Below are 20,511 nucleotides of genomic sequence, written 5' to 3' on the forward strand. Positions count from 1 at the left end.
CGGCAGCGGCCGACCGTCCCCCCCCTTAAAAAAAGGAGAGGGGTTAGGACGGTCGGCCGCTGCCGTGAGGTGTACATCCATTATAATTTCAGGCCCAGGTTAAATCCGAAACTCCGCGTGGTTGGGATTGCCATGTATTCGATGCCGGGTAAAGCCGTTCCGCCAGAGTACGACATCGTTTCGGGATCGACGTGCGGCACTTTCGACCAGACGGCCAGATTCCGACCAACGAGCGACAACGTAACGCCACGTAGCGGCACTTTCCCCCAGATGCGATCTGGAATGGAGAAACCTAACTGCACCTCACGCAGCTTCACGAACGACGCATCGAACATCACCCCTTCGGCAATGTTACGTCCACCCGTCCAGGCGGTGTGCCACTGGCGCGAATTCAGCTTCACATCATTCGGCGCAAACGTACTGGAACCATCGGCATTCGACGTAACGGTAACGCCCTGACCGATTACCCCGTTACCAGGAAGACTCAGGTCGTAGCCATTAGCGCGTCCTTCCAGCGTTTCGATGATGATACCGCCCTCGCGACCAACCGTTTGTGTTTCAGAATAGAGTTTGCCGCCCTCACGAATGTCGAACAGGAAGCTCAGGCGCACGTTTTTATAGCTCACGCTATTGTTGATACCCAGCAGAAAATCAGGATTATAGTTACCCAGTTTCACCCGTTCGGTCGTGGGTACAGGACGGCCATTGGCAAACACCATCTGACCAACGTAGCGGCCCGATGCATCATAGTACGGTTTCGTTGGGTCGGTATTCTGCACACGAGCGAAGGCAATGCCATACATATCGCCCATACGCTCGCCAACCCGCGCTTCGATACTTACACCACGGCTGGCCATCACGAAATTCTGAATGTTGTCCGACAGTTCGATCACCTTACTCCGGTTAGCGGAAAAGTTCAGATCAAGTGCCCAGCGTAAGCTATTGGCCTTTTCAACCGGCACCAGATTCAGGGCCACTTCAACACCCTGATTTCGAATCAGCCCGGCATTGATGGCACGGCTATTATAACCACTCGTGATCGACAGTGGAATGTTCAGAATCTGGTTACGGGTATTGGTCAGATAATACGAAAAGTCGAGGCCAACCCGGCGCTTGAACAATTTCAGCTCTACCCCACCCTCGAACGAATTACTGATTTCGGGTTTCAGGCTGAAATTAGCGAGCCGGTCGGTTTCGCCATACACCTGGCTGCTACCAAACGGGTCGCTGGGGTTGTATGACTGCGTAAACGTAAATGGGTCCGTATCGTTACCAACCGATGCGTAGTTGACGCGAGCCTTCAGAAACGAAATCTGCTGAGGCAACACAAACATATCGCTCAGAACAGCACTCAGAGCCGCCGACGGATAGAAGTACGAGTTGTCCTGAACACCCAGAGCGCGCGCATAAACCGGCAGCGTCAGTGCACTCGACCAGTCGTTACGGGCCGTCAGTTCCAGAAATAAATAGTTGCGAAAACCAACCTGAGCCGACCCATATAGCGAATTAACCCGTTTGGTGGTAATAGCCTGCGACGTTTGTAGCGGAATACGCGAGTTGGTCAGGTTATAGATACCGGGAATATTAAGCTGACCGGCGTTATTTTCCAGAAAATCAGACTTTTGCTGAAGCTGATTACCGCCCAACGTACCCGACACGGTCCAGTTCTGATTGACTTCTTTGTTAGCCGTAAACAGGAAATCGGTGTTCCGTTCTTCGGTCACGATACGCGACTCGCGATACTGGCCGAATGGGAACCGCTGCGTACTGAACGCCCGGCGGTATTCGCGTTTTTCGTTCGTGTAATCGATAGCGGTACGTCCCTGCACGCTAAGCCACGGGGTCAGGTCATACTTGAGCGATACGTTCCCGATAAGCCGGTCGTAGAGCTGGCCGTTCGTGTTTTCGTAAACCGTCAGGTACGGGTTATCGTGGTAGTTATAGTTCCAGCTAAACTGGCGAATGCCTTCCTGCCCACGCATCCAGTAATCTTTCATCGGGTCGAGCGCCACGGACGGTGGTAACCAGCAGTTAAACAGATACATAATACTTTCGGTACCGTAGCTAATGGATGGACGGTTGCCGCTGTTGCCTTTGATGTAGCTCACGAACGAGTTGGCCGAGAACTTAGGGGTAAAATGATAGCCACCGCTAAACGAAGTGGTATAGCGTTTCAGGTCCGTATTGGGCACGATACCCGTCTGATTCACATACGTATGCGCCAGCCGGAAATTACCGGATTCGTTGTTGCCCGTAACCGCTACGTTGGTAGTGTGCGTGTTACCCGTTTGCAGGAATTTCTTGAGGTTATCCGTTTCAGGAACCCAGGGCGTAGCCGTAATAACGCTACCCGCTGGTGCGTTCAGATCGCCACCCCGGTAATCGATGGGCTGGCCGTTCAGCGTTCTGGGCGAGTTGTACTGCGGATAATTTTTGTTGAGCGAAAAAGCGGGGCCCCAGGCTTCGTCGGTACCGTCGGTAAGGCCACCACCGGCTCCGTTCACAAAGGCAAAATCGCCCCCGTTGGCGTTTCCCTGCCCATAAACGTTCTGATACTTTGGCAATACAAGCGGTGTTTCGAACGTCTGGTTGGTGTTGATTTCTACGCCAATGCCTTTCGAACCACGGCCCGATTTGGTTTTGATCACGATTACGCCGTTGGCCGCCCGTGCTCCGTAGAGTGCCGATGCCGCAGCTCCTTTTAGTACGTTCATCGACTCAATATCGTCGGGGTTGATGAAGCTGGCTCCGTTGCCGAAATCAACTTCCGTGTTGTTACGTCCCGAACCGCCCGTAAACCCGTTCGATACCGGCACGCCGTCGATGACGTAGAGCGGCTGGTTTTTATTCAGATCCACCGAGCGTTCGCCCCGAATGGTTACCCGCGCCGAGCCACCAATACCCGAAGGACTACCAACCACCGTAACACCCGCAATTTTACCAGCCAGCTGGTTTGTTACGTTGGTTTCCCTGGCAATGGTCAGCGCATTCCCCTGAATCTCCTGCGTAGCATAACCCAGGGCTTTTTTCTCCCGCTGAATACCCAGCGCTGTTACCACCACTTCACCCAGCGTAGACGTACCCGCCGATAACGATACATTGATGGTGGTCTGATTGCCAATCGCAACGACCTGCGTTTCGTAGCCAATGAATGAAAACGTCAGTGTAGCCGTTGATGCATTGCTAACGTTGAGGCTATACGTACCGTTTGCATTGGTGGTTGTACCCGTGTTGGTTCCTTTCACCAGAATCGATACGCCGGGCAATGGCTTTTGGTCATCAGCCCCGATAACGGTACCGGAAATTGTTTGCGCCACTGCCGATATGGCTGGCACTACGCCCATTAAACACGCTATCAGCCACAATCGTAACGATCGGGACAATGGCGTAAAAGAGGGTAAAAGAGACTTCATTCGTTTTGCAGGTTGTTTTTGGTTCACAAAATTTCCCGCAAAAATACGCCGACTAAACCGCCAGACTGTCTCTTGATTATCAATGGTTTATAAACAAAATAAGCTATTTTTTAACACATTTTTAATAGTAATTGTATGGTAATTTCGTTTTAAGTGACTAGTCGCGCCAGGCGGCTTAGTTTATCTCTACCGCGACACGCTGGTTAGCAACAGATACGAACGAACGAATAGGTCTATAAGGCTAATTCTTAACCCAAATCGTATCGAAAAAATAAAAGTTTGCTATTACCTTTCAGCCCTCAGTTCATTGTTCTAAACCGTATGCATAGTCGATACCTGCTTTCTCTTTTTATTTTTTTGTTATCAAATTCACTCTTCGCCCAGCCACTTAAACTTTGGTACAAACAACCCGCTCGTAACTGGAACGAAGCCCTTCCGGTTGGCAATGGCCGATTGGGCGTAATGGTATTTGGCCGGGAAGATGAAGAGTTACTTCAGCTTAATGAAAGTACACTCTGGTCAGGCGGGCCGGTGAAGCCAAACCCAAACCCCGAAGCCAAAACCTATCTGCCCCAGATACGAAAAGCACTGGCTGACGAGAATTACGAACGGGCTACGTCGCTAACGCAAAAAATGCAGGGGCGCTATACCGAGTCCTACGAACCACTCGGCGATCTGGTCATTCGCCATTCGTTAAGCGGTAAACCTACCAATTACTATCGGGATCTGAACATCAGCGATGCCGTTGCCACGACGCGTTTTTCGGTCGACGGTGTTACGTATTCGCGCGATATTTTCGTGTCGGCTCCCGACCAGATTATCGTTATCCGACTCACCGCCGATAAGCCCGGCAAGCTCAATTTTACCGCTTCAACGAAAAGTCCACTCCGGCACCAAAATATCGCGATCAGCAGTCGCGAAATCGGTTTCAATGGCAAAGCCCCGTCTCACACTGACCCTAACTACGTCGATTATAATCCGCAGCCTGTTAGTTATGACGATGCCAGCCAATGTCGGGGTATGCGATTTGCCATGCGTATGCGTGCCCTCCCTAGTGATGGCACCGTAACGGCCGATACGTCGGGATTACGGGTTTCCAATGCAACGAGCATTGTTTTGTTAATTTCCGCAGCAACCAGTTTTAATGGTTTCGATAAATGCCCGGATAAAGATGGCAAAGACGAAATTAAACTGGTTAATAACTACCTGAACGCGGCAGCCCGAAAATCATATACGGCACTCAAACAAGCCCACGAAACTGATTTCCATTCCTTCTTCAATCGGGTTTCTCTGACACTGAATGATAATAAGGACGTAGCGTTACCGACCGACGAGCGCCTGATGAACTATGCTTCCGGCACTGTCGATCCAGCGTTGGAAAGTATGTATTATCAGTTTGGCCGGTATCTGCTCATCTCCAGCTCACGGCCCAACGGTACGGCCGCCAATTTGCAGGGAATCTGGAACCCGCACGTTCGGCCACCCTGGAGTAGTAACTACACGATCAACATTAATACGCAGATGAATTACTGGCCTGCCGAAGTCAGTAACCTGTCCGAATTTCACCAGCCGCTGTTCAGCCTGATCAGCAACGTATCGAAAACAGGCTACGCTACGTCGCGCGATTTTTACGGCACTGGTGGCTGGACAGCCCACCACAACACCGACATCTGGGCTGAATCCAACCCGGTTGGCGATCTGGGAAAAGGAAGTCCGCTCTGGGCAAACTGGGCCTTGGGGGGAGCCTGGCTGAGTCAGCATTTGTATGAACACTATCGTTTTACCGGCGACCGTAACTTTCTGCAGGAAACCGCTTACCCACTCATGAAAGGAGCCGCTCAGTTCTGCTCCGACTGGCTCGTTCCCGATAAAAACGGTTATCTGGTAACGGCCCCATCGACCACGCCAGAAAACGTATTTGTTTTACCTGATGGTAAAAAAGGGGAAGTCTCCGTCGCTACCACAATGGATATGTCGATCATTCGGGATCTGTTCACCAATGTTATCGAAGCATCGACGATACTGAATACAGATGCCGACTTCCGGAAACAAATTAGTGATAAAACCAGCAAGCTTTACCCGTTCAAGATTGGCAAAAAGGGTAATTTGCAGGAATGGTATCAGGATTTCGACGACGTTGATCCGCAACATCGACACGTATCGCATCTGTTTGCACTGCATCCTGGCCGTCAGATTGCCCCGCTCACCACGCCCGACCTGGCAGCGGCAGCCCGCAAAACCCTCGATACGCGGGGCGACGGCGGCACGGGCTGGAGCAAAGCCTGGAAAATTAATTTCTGGGCACGGCTAAATGATGGCGATCATGCCTATAAACTGCTACGTGAACTGCTACGTATATCGGGAGTAGAAGGAACAAACTATGCCAATGCGGGCGGTACGTATCCCAACCTGTTTTGCGCTCATCCACCGTTTCAGATCGATGGTAATTTTGGCGGCATTGCGGGCATGAGTGAAATGCTTGTACAGAGTCACCTCGACGACATCTATCTACTGGCAGCTCTCCCCAGTCAATGGCAAAGCGGCCAGGTAAAAGGATTACGGACGCGAGGTGGTTTTGAGATTGTCGAGATGGGCTGGCGCGATGGCAAAGTCAACAAAGTGGTCATTCGATCGACCATTGGCGGTAATTGCCGCATTCGCGTTCCCAACTCACTGAAAGCATCGAATAACGTAGCACTGAAACCAGCCAGCGGTGCAAACCCAAATTCGTTATTTCAGGGGCCAACCACCAGCAATGCCCAGTCGGCAACGCAGGTATATGATTTCATGACTAAAGCCGGGCAGAGCTACACGCTGACGATGCAGTAAAATCCTTTTGACCTTTGACAAAGGTTTAAAACTTTGTCAAAGGTCCATCCATATACAGATCATAGATGTATTGAGTGATAAAGTTTCGCAGCCAGCATCTTGCTGTCTGTGCTGTAATAGTAGTCCAACAACTCAAACAGCAAGATGCTGGCTGCGACAACCTTATCAATTTGTTCACGCAGACTTTAAACGGCTGAAATAGGTGCGTTTTCCTTATCAACGATTGGCAACAGTTCAATCAGGTTGTTGATGATAAACGTAGGGTTGGCCGTTTGCAGTTGTTCATAGGTATGAGCGCCTGTTGTAATACCGACGTTGATCAGGCAACCGGCATTTTGGCCTTCTTCAACATCGATCGTCGAATCGCCCACTTTTATCACCTGTGCCGGATCAGTAATACCCAACTCGCCCATTGCCAGCAAAATCATATCGGGCCGGGGCCTGTTTTCCGCTACTTCCGACGCCGTTACCAGCACATCATAGTCGACTCCCTGTTGCCAGCCAATTTTCTCAACCAGCGATTCCGCCGTTTGCTTGTTGTAGCCCGTATTCAATACGACAAAAATACCCATGCTACGTAACGCCCGGAAAAGTTTGGTTGCGTTTGGTTGCTCGGTAATTTCCTGGATTCGGTAAGCCTCATCGAGCTGAGCAACAAAATTGGTAAACATCTCCCCTGCCAGCTTTTCGTCAGTAATACCTTTACTGGCCAAAACGCTTTTGATGGCCTGAAGTTTTTCCTTACCAGCCGCTTCGGCCAAGACTTCGTCCAGCGAGAAATCAAACCCTTTTTCGTTGATGGCGCTACGTACCGTTTTATACACTACGTTCTTTTCATCGACGGTAGTGCCAGCCATATCGAAAACAACCATTCTGATCATATTTTCTATTTGTTTATGGAAATGAACAGTACGTACTGAACATGTTCCCGTGGCAAGCAACCGCTGTTCGGTAGCCTGCATGAATTTTTACGTAAAAGAACGCTAATTTGTCAAATCGAAACCGCCTAAAAGCCGGGAAGCCTCACTTTTCACAAAAAGGTAAAACAAGCCGGAGCATTAACCGAATGAAATTAAAGCAGATAACGACAACTACCACCCTGAACCGCCGGGACTTCATCCGTATTGGTACAGCCCTCAGTCTCCCGATTGCGATTCCGGCTCTAGCCCGAGACAATGTTAGCAAGCTTGCCAAAGCCGTACAGATCGGTCTAATTTCTGACCTGCACCACGATATTATACATGATGCGCCGAAGCGATTACAAGCTTTTCTGGATCAGAGTAAAGCGGCCAACGTTCACGGAATTATCCAGATGGGCGATTTTGCCTTCCCCGACGAAAAAAATAGGGACATCATCAACCAATTTAACAAAGCACACAACACCCATCTCCACGTATTAGGCAACCACGATACGGACAATGGACACACCCGTCAACAGTGCGTCGATGTCTGGGGAATGCCGGGTCGGTACTATGCCCGTAACATCAACGGACTCTGGTTTATTGTGCTGGATTGCAATGATACAGGGTCGCCAACTCATAAGGGCGGCTATCCGGCCTACATCAATCCTGAGCAGGTAGACTGGTTAAAAAAGCAGCTACAGCAGATCAACGGACCAGTCATTATTGTATCTCACCAACCATTGGTTGGAGCGCTGGCGGTCGATAATGCAACCGACATACAGGACATACTAGCCGGAGCGGCCGATAAAGTCGTCTTGGCAATCAACGGCCATACGCATGTCGACAGCCTGATCCACGTTAAGCAAATTCCGTATTTAACCATCAATTCAGCGTCCTATTTCTGGATTGGCGACAAGTTCGTTCATGATAGCTACTCGAAGGAAATTCATCAGACCCACGCATCGCTCTCCCGAACCTGTCCATATAAAGACCCATTGTTCACCATCATGACGATTGATCCGGCCACACTGACGGTCCAGATCAGGGGCAAGCAAAGTAGTTGGGTTGGAAAGTCACCAACTGAACTTGGATTTACCAATGAATATAAACCACTACGTGTCGGCGAAGACATAACTCCCCTCATTCGCCCGCGAACGATTAAAATGCATCACTAACGGCACCGAGCCAGTCTAATGTCAGTGTAGACTAGACAGGCACAGAGAAACTGATAAAGCTATTTTATAGTTTAATCGAAATTTTGTCATTCCGAGGAACGAGGGATCTTCGGGTATAGATATTAGTTGCCATTATCCGAAGATCCCTCGTTCCTCGGAATGACAAAACATCCTTATTGATAATCCATTTAACAGCTTCATGGCTAATTTCGGTACCTCTTCGGTTCAAAAACACACGCTAACAGATCAGTTTTTAAAATAATTTAAAAAATACGGCTTCATATTCGGATAATAGCTTAAAAAGCGGCAGATTGCCAGCTATTTCGATACATAGTATCCCTAAAACGTCCAAAAGCAGTACGCTCACATTTCACCATCCTTCATGAAATACGCCTTTCTGAGTTTTATTTCAGGTGTGTTCCTCTGGACATCTGCCGTTGCTCAACAGCACTCCGAACAGAATCACGATAAGTACGTCTGGCCCAAAGATGAGACGGTCAAACAGAAACTAAACAGCTGGCAGACTATCAAATTCGGCCTGCTCATGCACTGGGGTACTTACAGCGAATGGGGCATCGTTGAATCCTGGTCGCTTTGCCCCGAAGACGAAGGCTGGTGCGAACGAAAAGGACCACACTCCGCCAACTGGTACGACTATAAGAAAGCCTACGAAGGTCTTCAAACCACCTTCAACCCAGTCAAGTTCAATCCCGAACGGTGGGCCAATGCGGCTAAGCAGGCCGGAATGAAGTACATGATCTTCACGACCAAGCACCACGATGGGTTCTGCATGTTCGATACCAAACAAACCGACTACAAAATCACGGATAAGAAAACGCCGTTTTCGTCGAATCCACGTAGTAATGTAACGAAAGAAATTCTGAACGCTTTCCGTCAGCAGGACTTCATGGTCGGTACGTATTTTTCCAAACCCGACTGGCATACCGAACATTACTGGTGGCCCTATTTCCCACCGAAAGACCGGAACGTTAGCTACGACCCCAAGAAATACCCGGAACTCTGGAAGAAATACAGCGACTTTACCTACAACCAGATCGAGGAATTGATGACAGGATACGGTAAGGTAGACATTCTCTGGCTCGACGGAGGCTGGGTTCGTCCTGCCAGTACGATCGACTCGACCATTAGCTGGCAACGTACCATTCCGTACAGCCAGGATATCAATATGGCCCGCATTGCCGCTATGGGTCGTCAGCATCAGCCGGGTTTGCTCGTGGTTGACCGTACGGTATCAGGTGAGTTCGAAAACTACGTAACACCCGAACAACAGATTCCGGATCACTACATGCCCATCCCCTGGGAATCCTGTATGACTATGGGTAACAGCTGGTCGTATATACCGAAGGAAAATTTCAAGCCGGCCCGGAAGCTTATTCAAACACTGGTCGACATCGTAGCGAAAAATGGAAATCTGCTGCTCAATATCGCGCCGGGACCAGATGGTGAATGGCACGAAGAAGCGTACCAGCGTCTACAGGAAATTGGCAAATGGATAGCCGTCAATGGTGAATCGATTTACGACACGAAACCACTGGCTCCGTATCGGCAGGGTCAATGGGCGTTTACTACTAACAGCCAGGCTCGTTACGTATCCTATCTCCCAACCGATTCAGAAAAACTGCTACCTGCCAGCCTGACAATACCTAGTTTAACTACATCGCCAAAAGCCAAAATCTCTATTTTGGGATCGACGCAAACGCTCAAAATCACGAAAACGCAGGACGGCATTTCCGTATCGGTTCCCGAAAAAGTACGTCAACAGTTGGCCAACCAGCCCGTTTGGGTGCTTAAAATCGTTGGGTAACCGATGCTAGGTTAAATAAAGGGCATCTGTTTTTCTGTCATCCCTCCTGCCGCACCGGCGGACCGGTCGGGATGACAGAAAAAAAACCAAGACAGTTTATTAGGTTAGTTTGAAGCAGTCGATGTATCGTCAACCACTTCAGCAATCGGATACCGGAAAATACCCGCTACCAGAGCCTCCGGTGCAGGCATATTGTCGGCTTCAATAATATACACCTTACCACCCGACTCTATCGTCCTTCTGGCGGCTTCATCAATCAGCGAATAATTCTCAGGGCTGGGGCTGTCGTCTATCTGCACGGTGTAATTCTCCAGATCGAAGGTTCCCCATAGTTCGGCACCCGACTGAATAAACAACGTATCGACACCGCCACTGATTGCCGTCAGCAACACAGTATCAGTTTCGCTGTCGCCCTGGGCTCTGGCACTGAAAAGTTGGTATTCGTTTTTACGGGCCTGACGTGCTTCACGGAAGTAGGATTCCATTACGTCCCAGGCTTCTGCCGACAGAGACACCATATCATTAGGCCCATAGCTACCCGTCAGATTCGGCTCTACAATATGCGTATAGTTGCTGGCTTGTTTGTAGATTGGTATGAGGTAGTTAACGCCCGCCAGCAGCAGCGGAAGCGGATTTTTGTTAAGTATGGCATCAAGGTCTGTACTCAGGCGATGGAAAAAGTTAAGGATTTCCACCTTCTTATCTTCATCCGAGCCGCTACCCTGCCCATGAAACATAGCTCCCGCTTGTCCAAAACCACTACGATGCTGGAGCGCTTTCTGGTACTCATTATCCTCAATTTCTTCGGTATAGGAGGTATTGATCGTATCCGGCAAATCGATCGGCTGAACCACCGACCGCGATACTTCGTAGAGCGTAACGCCCTGTAGATTCAGGTCCAGCAAATAAAAATGGCCGTCGTCGGTTAATTCGGGAATGAGTGGTAATAGGTAAGGACGCTTTCCAACCCGACATATGGGTTCATTGATCGGCAATGGTAGTTTTATAGCTACGCCTTCCCCATCGAATAGGTAGTAGGCCAGCATATCGGACGAATATTTCCAGAATTCCAGGTTATCGATCAACTGCCATCCCTCCGCTAAAAAGTCATCTGCCTTTTCGGGGGTTAGGCCGTATTGGTCGATTAGCTGGTTACGGGCTTCGGTTAGGGCATTCTTAAAATGAATTTTACTAGCCTGATACCCATTGGATGATACTCGCTCAGTAGGAGTAAAAATAGAAATACACAGTTCAGCCTCTCGATTGGCTAGTTCTTTAAATTGATCAACATCAAAAAGAGTCATAACGTTAGGATTTATAAAACACTACTATACAATTCAACAGTATCACGTAGGCGGTCGTTAGTCAACAAACTGTCGGCGCAGCTTTTCGCCAGCTTCGCGCAGGCTCCCACCCCAGGACGACGACCGCGCTTCGGCAAAAAGATCTTTACCCGGTATGCCCAGCCGCCAGCGGGCTACTTTGTTATTCTCCGAATTAGTACCATCCTCGTTGAAATAAAAATCGGCTGCGACAACGTCCTTCCTAAAACGCATGATCCGACGTAGCTCTCGCTCCACCAAATCAACCAGTTCAGGCGTAGTATCGAACCCAACCGTCTGTAAATCAACCTTAATACTATCAATTGCGTAATCCATATGTGTATAAAAATTTTCGGTGCTGATCGGGTTATTCTGTTTGGCATCTTCAAACAAACAGGCGGGACTTTCCCCTAACCAACACGTTGACGTATACTGGGTCCCTCTTAAGGAGAACGGCCTCACTAGCCTAATTGTTAATTATTCAGGTTCAGTAACAACAGAAAATCCGTCAAGTATTTACAGACAAATACCTGGTTCTTTGCACTTTATCAAGATCGTAAAAAATTCAGTATCAGCGCCAATACAGTGACAAATCAATGAGCCAGCATCCTTCGTAAAGTAGGCGTCAAAAGTACGGCCGATCTGATACGAATGGCCCTCGAAGAAAAGAGCCGATCCTAGGTTGAACTCAATCCATTACAAAACGTTATCAGTATTAACTATCACTTTTTATAGATTTTAAACATTTGTTTAAAAAAACTATTCAAGTTGTTTGTGTGTTAAAACAGTACAACATACTTTTGAGCGTTCAATGAAAAATAGCATGACTTGTTCCCCTTTCAAATCGACTGAAGAAAAAATCCGGGAAGCCGCTAAGCGCGTTTTTCTGGAGAAGGGGTTTGATGGTGCTACATCCCGCGATATAGCCGACGCGGCAGGTATCAATATTGCGTTGACGAATTACTACTTCCGTAGCAAGGAGAAGCTGTTCATGAGCATTTTCGAAGAAATGTTTCAGTTGTTCTTTAACGGAATTGCGGAGATCATGAACAAACCCATTGGTTTTCGGGAGAAAATTGCGGAGTTGATCGATCACGATTTCGAACTTCTTAAGAAAAACCCAAGCCTGGCCATTTTTGTGATGAATGAAATTCATCGTAATCCAGATCGGATGGCTACCAGCATTGAGGTACTGAAAAAAGTCCACCACTCTCAATTTGAAGCCCAACTTCAACAGGAAATAGAACGTGGTGCCGTACGTCCAATTACCGCGATGCACCTGATGCCGTTGATATTCTGCAACATACAGTTCCTGTTTATGGGCAAAGCCATGCATATGAAAATGTGGCAGGTAGACGAAGTAGGCTTCGACGCCTTTGCCAACAAGCATAAGGAACTGGTAAAAGACCTGGTTTTGACGTATTTGTACGAATACGAGAAGGTTACCTAAATTTTTTTACCCCTATTTTAAACAAATATTTAAAACTACTCTTTAGTACAACCATTTAAAACAACTATTTCTTTGTAAAATGAAAAATGTTCACTGGTACCTTTCTGCCGCATTGTTATTGGCGAGTCCGTTCGTCAGGGCACAGGACCAAACGCTCGAACAGTTGATAAATAAAGCACTTACCAACAATTTCAGCGTTCAATCAGCCAAGCTGGACGAACTAAAAACGGAAGCTCAGATTGCCGAAGTCAAAGCCAGCGCTCGTCCTCAGGTAAATCTGGCGGGTGATTATCGTCGGTATATTAAAATTCCGGGACAGGTGATTCCGGCATCGGCATTCGGAGGACCTGAGGGCACTTATACCGCCGTGGCGTTTGGGTTACCTTACAACCTATCGACAAGCGTTCAGGCTAACCAGCAGTTGTTCAACCAATCGCTGATGATTGCCACCAAAGCGGCCAAAGCCAGCCGCGACCTATCGGCGCTGCAAACCCAGAAGACCAAAGAGGACGTAGCATATAACGTATCGGCAACGTATTACAATCTCCAGACCACAGCCCAGCAGATTGCCTTCCTCCGCAACAACCTGGCCGCTACCGAACGCCTGATCCGTATTACTGATTTACGTCGGCAGAATCAGCTCGCCCAGGGCATCGATGTTGATCGGCTGCAGCTCAGCAAAACATCGTCCCAAACACAGATCGAGTCACTTCAATCGACGTATAATCAGCTGCTGAATGCCCTGAAATTCTTAACGGGCACGGCACAAACTGATTCGTTGTCGGTGCGTACAGCCATTGCAGAAACGGTTCCAGTCGCTCCAGGAGACGAATACACCATTAACCGGACGGATCTTCAGCTGGTTGAACAACAGCGGATTATCAACGACTTACAGCTACGTAACGTAAAAGCTGGTTTTGTACCGAGCGTTTCAGCCTATGGAGTTGCTAACAGTTCCGTATATGCCATTGGTGGCAATGAGTCCTACATTAAAAACATTCCCGGCTATTGGGTTGGTCTTCAGCTAAACTGGAGCATTTTCGACGGATTGGCCCGTAAAGCTAAACTCAGCCAAAACCGGATCGACGATCAGAAACTGGACGTTCAGCTGCGTCAGGTTCGGGAATCGATTTCGATGGACGTAGCGAATTCGCGGAACAAATTCCTGGTAGAACAACAAAATCTGGCCACCACAAAAAGCCAGGTCGAACTGGCCGAAAAAGTATACACCCAAACACAGCTTCAGTTCAAGGAAGGTACGGTCGATATTACTGAAGTTGTACAGGCCGAAAACTCCCTCCGCGAAGCCCAAAATAATTATCTCACCACCCTTGTCAACTTACGGACTGCCGAACTGGACTGGAAAAAAGCCACCGGCAGCCTGATCAATCGATAAATCCAATCGTTGTTCGCTACTAACAACGTAGCACTCACACAACCAACCTCAATTCCATTCTGTCAAAAGTTATGAAACGAATCGTCGTATTACTGGCTCTGGTCGCCACACTGGGACTTACGGCCTGGACCCTCCTCACGAATAAAAAAGAAGTTGAGGCTAAAGTCTACAAACCAAATCCCGATCAGAAAGTCGGGGTTCGGACCGCCGTTGCGGAACTACGTAACATGTCGCAGGAGTCCTCTTTTCTGGGCTCATTTGCCCCCAACCGCGAAATCGAAGTTCGTCCAATGGCCAGCGGGCAGATCACTTCTCTCCCCATTGAAGAAGGCCAATATGTGGGTACTGGCAAATTGATTGCTAAAATCGATGACGAACAACTTCGCTATCAGGTTGAAGCAGCGCAGGTAACCCTGGAAGGCTATCAAAACGATCTGAAACGGTACGAGAACCTGGTAAAGGGCGATGCTACGCCTGCCGTTAATCTGGAACGTACACAACTCAGCATTCGGTCAACTCAGGCTCAGATTAAGCAGCTCCAAAAGCAAATCGCCCAAACGACCGTATCAGCTCCTTTTTCGGGTATTGTAACGCAGAAGATGGTGGAAAAAGGCTCCGTTGTATCGGCCGGTTCGCCCCTCGCGAAAGTGACAGACATTTCGTCGCTGAAACTCGTAGTCGATGTTCCTGAAAAGGCCATTAACCACTTCCACATCGGTCAGAACATCAACGTGACCACCGAAGTGTATCCAAATACCCAATTTCCAGGTCGCGTTACGTTGATCGGTGCCGAAGGTAATGCCGCCCATAATTACCCCGTCGAAATTACGGTACAGAACTCAGGTAAGAATCTGTTACGTGCCGGTATGTATGGCTCCATCGCCAATACAAACAATATGAAAGGCGAAACGCTGGCTATTCCTCGCCAGGCTATTGTTGGATCGCAAAAACAACCGCAGGTATACGTAGTGGAGAATGGTAAGGCCGTTTTGAAATCGGTAGCGATTGGTGCCACCACCAACGATTATTATGAGATTACGAAGGGTTTGAACGCGGGCGACCGGGTAGTTACGAGCGGACAGATCAACCTGCAGAATGGTACAGCAGTAGTGGCCCAATAACAATCTACGACTATGAAATTTGTTGAATCACTCATAAAACGCCCTTCGGTCATTATCGTGCTCTTCGCGATTCTGACAATTGGTGGTCTGTTTTCCTACAAAATGCTCAGTTACGAGCTGATGCCGGAATTTTCGGTACCCGTCGTAACAATCACAACGGTTTATCCGGGCGCAGCACCGTCGGAGGTAGAAACCGAAGTCAGTAAACGGATCGAAGATGCTATTTCGGGGCTGGATAACCTCGACGACGTCAAGGCGATGTCGATGGAAAACGCATCGGTCATCATTGTTCAGTTTAAACCCGGTACCGACATCGACGTAGCGTTGGAAGATGCCCAACGCCAAATTGATAAGATGGTCAGCGATTTGCCAGACGATGCCGAACAGCCCTCGCTATCCAAAATATCGCCAAGCGATCAGCCGATCATGCAGTTGCTCGCTACGTCGGATTTGCCGACCGAAGTCTTCTACGAACAGATTGAAGACAAGTATTTACCGCAGCTTCAGCAGATTAAAGGTGTGGCCGACATTACGATGGTCGGTGGCGATAAGCGCGAAATCCGGGTTAACGTCAACGACGACAAGCTGAATTACTACGGTTTATCGCTGCTTCAGGTCACGCAGGCCATTAATCAGGCTAACCTCGATTTCCCAACGGGGAAAGTTAAAAATACGAAAGAGAACATGACGCTACGTTTAGCCGGTAAGTTCAACTCCCTGGACGATATCCGGAATCTGGTGGTTGCCACTCCGCCCAACGGTAGCCCAATTCGGGTAGGCGACGTAGCAGCGGTAACAGACGGCCTGAGCGATCCAAGCAGCATTAGCCGGTACAACGGACGCGACGGTATCGGACTGTTCATCAAAAAACAGTCGGATGCCAATGCAGTCGATATTAGTGAAGAAGTACAGACCAAACTGGCTCAGATTGAAAAGGAAAACGCGAAAGACAAAGTCAACTTTGCCATTGCCTACGACAGTAGCGTATTTACGCTGGCGTCGGTAGAAGCCGTAACGCATGATCTGGTTCTGGCCGTTATTCTGGTTGCCGCCGTTATGCTACTGTTCCTGCACAGCTTCCGGAATGCGTTCATTGTCATGATTTCGGTGCCTGCTTCGCTCGTCTCGGCCTTCCTGTTCATGTTCGTGATGGGCTATTCGCTCAACCTGATGACCTTGCTGGCGTTATCGCTGGTAATTGGTATTCTGGTCGATGACTCTATTGTGGTACTGGAAAACATTCAGCGACACCTCGAAATGGGTAAAAACCGCTGGCGTGCCACTATCGACGGCGTTAGTGAAATTGGCTTTGCGGCTGTTGCCATTACGTTGGTAATCGTGGTTGTATTCGTGCCCATTACGTTGGTAAATTCGGTTATCGCCGATCTGCTACGTCAATTCTCGTTAACCGTGGCTTTCGCTACGTTGGTGAGTTTGCTGGTCAGCTTCACGCTGACGCCCTGGATGACGTCGATGCTGGCCAGACTCGAACACCTTAATCCAAAAAACCCATTCCAGGCGTTTCTGCTTTGGTTTGAAAAAGGTTTGACAGCGCTGACCAACGGGTATCACCGTAGCCTCGACTGGGTATTGAGCCATAAGCTGGCCTTTACCGGCATGCTGATTGCGTTATTTGTCTTCACCGGTTGGGTGATGAGCCTGGGTATCATCGGATCGGAATTCGTTGCGCAGGGCGATCAGGGCAAGTTTTTACTGACGCTAAAGCTGGACAAAAGCGCATCGCTGCAACAAAACAACCTGACTTCCAGAGCTATTGAGAACTACCTTCGCAAAAAGCCTGAAGTACAAAGCATTTTCGCTAACGTGGGCGGGGCAAGTACGGGTATGCAAAGTACTGGTCAGGGCGAAACCAACCGGACAGAGCTAACAGTCCAGCTGGCCGACGCGTCAGAACGGCCTAATCACGTACCAACGGAGGAATACATGATTGATGTTCGGCAAGAACTGGCCGAACACTTCCCGGCTGTTGAGTTCAAATCGTCTATTATCGGGATGGTGAATACGGGAGCGGCTCCCATCGAAATATTCCTGAGTGGTAACGATGTAAACCAGATTATGGATGCCGCCCACGAACTGGCAAACCGTATCCGCAAAACACCCGGTGCCAACGACGTCAACGTATCGGTCGAATCGGGAAATCCTGAAGTGAAAGTAGAAATCGACCGCGAGAAAATGGCCAAACTGGGTCTGAACATTCAAACGGTGGGCGGTACGTTGCAAAACGCGTTTGCCGGTAACGACGACTCTAAATTCCGGGATGGTGGTGAAGAGTACGACATTCGCGTGATGCTGGATGCGTTTGACCGCAAAGACCCGGACGATGTTAAAAACATCAACTTCTTCAGTCCAACGGCTAACCGTTCAGTCCGTCTGGCCGAATTTGCGAACGTATCGCTGAGCAATGGACCATCGTTGCTCGAACGTAAAAACCGACGTTCATCGGTTACCGTTACAGCTAATACGTTAGGAACTGGCTCCGGTACGTTGATTGCGGTTATTCAGGCCGATCTGGCGAAGAATCCATTACCAGCGGGCGTAACGGTCAGTTGGGGTGGCGATGCCAAAAACCAGAGCGAAGGATTTGGCTCGCTGGGTATTGCCATGCTGGCCGGTCTGATGCTGGTATACTTCATCATGGTATTGCTCTACGACAGCTTTGTGTATCCATTTGTGGTGTTGTTCTCCGTACCGGTAGCGGTGATTGGGGCCTTACTGGCACTGGCATTGACCTCGTCGAACATCGGTATTTTTGCCATGCTGGGTATGCTGATGCTGATCGGCCTGGTGGTGAAAAACGCCATTCTGATTGTTGACTTTGCCAATCAGCAGAAAGCGCAGGGCGTTCCCTACCGCAAAGCGATTCTCCACGCTGGTGAAGAACGTCTCCGCCCAATTCTGATGACGACCATTGCGATGGTGATCGGTATGATTCCGATTGCAACGGCCAGCGGTGCGGGTGCTGAATGGAAAAACTCGCTGGCCTGGGTACTGATTGGCGGGCTAACCAGTTCCATGGTCCTGACCATCTTCCTGGTTCCTGTCGTGTACTACGTTGTCGACCGTATTCAGGAGATATACCGTAACCGTTTCAGTAAGAAAAAAGAAGCCGAACTGCTCGTCGAAGAAGCTGTTTAGTTTCGGGTTCATTGTTTGTGGCTTATAGTTTATGGTTCGTCCTATACCGATAAACCATGAACCACAAACAATGAACCACAAACCTGAAACGATAAACCAGAAACCTAAAACCACCAACTACGTACCCGATGACACATACCCGCATTACTGATCAGTTGAGTGATATTCTGACAAACCTGGGGATTCGGTCAACAGCCCTTACGGATGAGGCTCATTTTATTCGCGATCTGGGATTCGATTCTCTGGACGTTACCGATTTACTACTTCAGGTTGAAACTCAGTTTGGTATACGAATTCCGGATGAAGACTGGTCCAAACTTCAGACCTTCGGGCAGCTCAAACACTATCTCTCCAGTGAGATGGTATTTGAATCCTAATAATCAACTGGCTCACGAGCATACAGTATTCCAGACAGACGATACACACCTACAAAGGGTCTTGATTTACTACCTTTTGTAGGTGATACGTATCTGATTCCTCATTTAATCCAGAACGCCCAACTCCAGGACGTATGTAAAAACGTTTATCATGTTTACGCTCCGACATTCCCAGCCGTCCCTCACCTATTTTCAGCAGGAGTTTGAGAAGGAAAGCACTCGGCGCGAACGACAGCGAGCGATTGTACTTGCTATTTTATTTACAGCGGGCTTTTTCCTATACGCCGTTACCGTTCCTTTTTTAGGACTGCCCACAACCGATACGTCGGGCATCCAATACGTATCCGAGCAGATTGCTACGTACATGGGGGGTATGCTGATCTATGAGCTTCTTATCTGGCGAGTACTCGGCTTTTTGAACAAACGCTTTGCCGGATCGGCAGTGGCATACTTTGCCAAGTTTGGCAATGCCGCCGTCGAACTATCAGCCCTGACAGCCGCATTATACATGGTCAGCCAATCCATTTCGCACCCGATCATGATTCTGCTGTCGCCATTAGCCTACCTCTACTTTATTTTTATTATCCTGTCTACCCTACGATTAAGTGCTACGTTATCATTGTGGACGGGCATTCTGGCGGGGCTTGAATTTTATGGTTTGAGCTATTATCTGCTCGAACCGCTATCCATCCCCACTACCGAATTCAGTTTTTATCTGACCCAAACGTTTCCTTACGTTCAGAAAGCCATTATCATGCTACTGACCGGTGGAGCTGCCGCCTACGTAGCGCGTCAAATTCGGCAAACCGTACAATTATCCATCGAACGCATGGAAACCGGCGAACAAATCCGGACACTTTTCGGTCAGCAGGTATCGCCCGAAGTGGTTGAAGCCATTCTCGATCAGAAAGGAATTCTTCAGGCGAGCCATCGAAAGGTAGCCATACTCTTTCTGGATATTCGGAATTTCACTCAATTCGCGGATACGCATTCTCCCGACGAAGTGATCGCTTACCAGAGTGCTTTTTTCGATATCGTAGCCACGGTTATCCGCCAGCACGGCGGTATTGTCAACCAGTTTCTGGGCGATGGCTGCATGGCTACGTTTGGTGCTCCGCTCGAACTGGAAAACCCTTCCGAAAGCGCCGTAGAAGCGGGTTTAGCCATCCTGGATGCCGTAGCAGAAGCGAATGACATGGGAGCTATTTTTACTACGTCGGTGGGCATTGGTATTCAGACTGGCGACGCTGTTGTTGGTAATATAGGAACGGCCAATCGGCAACAATACAACATTACCGGTACGGCGGTTATTCAGGCATCGCGGATCGAGCAGCTCAACAAAGAATATAATTCACAGATTCTGGTTAGTCAGGAAGTTATGGATGAGTTATCGGCAGTACCAGCCACTACACGCCGGGTTGGCGCAACGCACCTCAAAGGCATGAGCAAAGACGTAACACTCTGGCAATTAGCTTAATTACAGAAACCCACTCTAGTCAACCAACGCACCAAGATCAAGAGTAAACCTAGTTAATGACTCGTGCA

The 20,511-nt window shown here is 48.9% G+C and carries 13 protein-coding genes; 9 read left to right on the top strand and 4 right to left on the bottom strand.

Annotated features, from left to right (window positions below; all coding sequences use genetic code 11):
- Positions 1–80: 80 nt before the first annotated feature.
- Positions 81–3,413, bottom strand: coding sequence for a SusC/RagA family TonB-linked outer membrane protein (locus GK108_RS11940; protein ID WP_163947912.1), 3,333 nt, complete (start codon positions 3,411–3,413; stop codon positions 81–83).
- A gap of 321 nt (positions 3,414–3,734) precedes the next feature.
- Between GK108_RS11940 and GK108_RS11945 the strand changes: the two genes are divergently transcribed.
- Positions 3,735–6,242, top strand: a complete 2,508-nt coding sequence (locus GK108_RS11945) for a glycoside hydrolase family 95 protein (protein WP_163947915.1) — start codon at positions 3,735–3,737, stop codon at positions 6,240–6,242.
- A gap of 185 nt (positions 6,243–6,427) precedes the next feature.
- Here the strand turns inward: GK108_RS11945 and GK108_RS11950 are convergent, their stop codons facing one another.
- Entirely contained in the window at positions 6,428–7,204 is a 777-nt protein-coding gene (locus GK108_RS11950) for a phosphonatase-like hydrolase (protein WP_246224854.1), read from the bottom strand.
- 104 nt (positions 7,205–7,308) lie between these two features.
- On the opposite strand from GK108_RS11950, the gene GK108_RS11955 reads away from it, so the two are divergent.
- Together GK108_RS11955 and GK108_RS11960 are read left to right on the top strand one after the other, a co-directional pair.
- Positions 7,309–8,319 (top strand): metallophosphoesterase family protein, encoded by a 1,011-nt coding sequence (locus GK108_RS11955; protein WP_163947918.1) that lies wholly within the window; start codon positions 7,309–7,311, stop codon positions 8,317–8,319.
- 382 nt (positions 8,320–8,701) lie between these two features.
- Positions 8,702–10,144, top strand: a complete 1,443-nt coding sequence (locus tag GK108_RS11960; protein ID WP_163947921.1) for an alpha-L-fucosidase — start codon at positions 8,702–8,704, stop codon at positions 10,142–10,144.
- Positions 10,145–10,248: 104 nt separating this feature from the next.
- On the opposite strand, the gene GK108_RS11965 is transcribed toward GK108_RS11960, so the two are convergent.
- Positions 10,249–11,448: a baeRF7 domain-containing protein gene (locus GK108_RS11965; RefSeq protein ID WP_163947923.1), complete on the bottom strand. Its 1,200-nt coding sequence runs from the start codon at positions 11,446–11,448 to the stop codon at positions 10,249–10,251.
- A gap of 57 nt (positions 11,449–11,505) precedes the next feature.
- Complete coding sequence (locus GK108_RS11970) at positions 11,506–11,802, bottom strand: HPF/RaiA family ribosome-associated protein (protein ID WP_163947926.1); 297 nt, start codon at positions 11,800–11,802, stop codon at positions 11,506–11,508.
- Positions 11,803–12,289: 487 nt separating this feature from the next.
- On the opposite strand from GK108_RS11970, the gene GK108_RS11975 reads away from it, so the two are divergent.
- The 6 genes from GK108_RS11975 to GK108_RS12000 all read left to right on the top strand — a co-directional run bounded on the left by GK108_RS11975 (position 12,290) and on the right by GK108_RS12000 (position 20,443).
- Positions 12,290–12,916 carry a TetR/AcrR family transcriptional regulator gene (locus tag GK108_RS11975; protein ID WP_163947929.1) on the top strand — a complete coding sequence of 209 codons (627 nt, stop codon included), beginning with the start codon at positions 12,290–12,292 and terminating at the stop codon, positions 12,914–12,916.
- Positions 12,917–12,995: 79 nt separating this feature from the next.
- Complete coding sequence (locus GK108_RS11980; RefSeq protein WP_163947933.1) at positions 12,996–14,312, top strand: TolC family protein; 1,317 nt, start codon at positions 12,996–12,998, stop codon at positions 14,310–14,312.
- 71 nt (positions 14,313–14,383) lie between these two features.
- Positions 14,384–15,433: an efflux RND transporter periplasmic adaptor subunit gene (locus GK108_RS11985; protein ID WP_163947936.1), complete on the top strand. Its 1,050-nt coding sequence runs from the start codon at positions 14,384–14,386 to the stop codon at positions 15,431–15,433.
- 12 nt (positions 15,434–15,445) lie between these two features.
- Entirely contained in the window at positions 15,446–18,589 is a 3,144-nt protein-coding gene (locus GK108_RS11990) for an efflux RND transporter permease subunit (RefSeq protein WP_163947938.1), read from the top strand.
- Between the two features lie 128 nt (positions 18,590–18,717).
- Positions 18,718–18,966: an acyl carrier protein gene (locus GK108_RS11995; protein ID WP_163947941.1), complete on the top strand. Its 249-nt coding sequence runs from the start codon at positions 18,718–18,720 to the stop codon at positions 18,964–18,966.
- Positions 18,967–19,117: 151 nt separating this feature from the next.
- Complete coding sequence (locus tag GK108_RS12000) at positions 19,118–20,443, top strand: adenylate/guanylate cyclase domain-containing protein (RefSeq protein ID WP_163947944.1); 1,326 nt, start codon at positions 19,118–19,120, stop codon at positions 20,441–20,443.
- Positions 20,444–20,511: the final 68 nt, after the last annotated feature.

This window comes from Spirosoma terrae, assembly GCF_010435915.1.
Taxonomy (GTDB): Bacteria; Bacteroidota; Bacteroidia; order Cytophagales; family Spirosomataceae; genus Spirosoma; species Spirosoma terrae.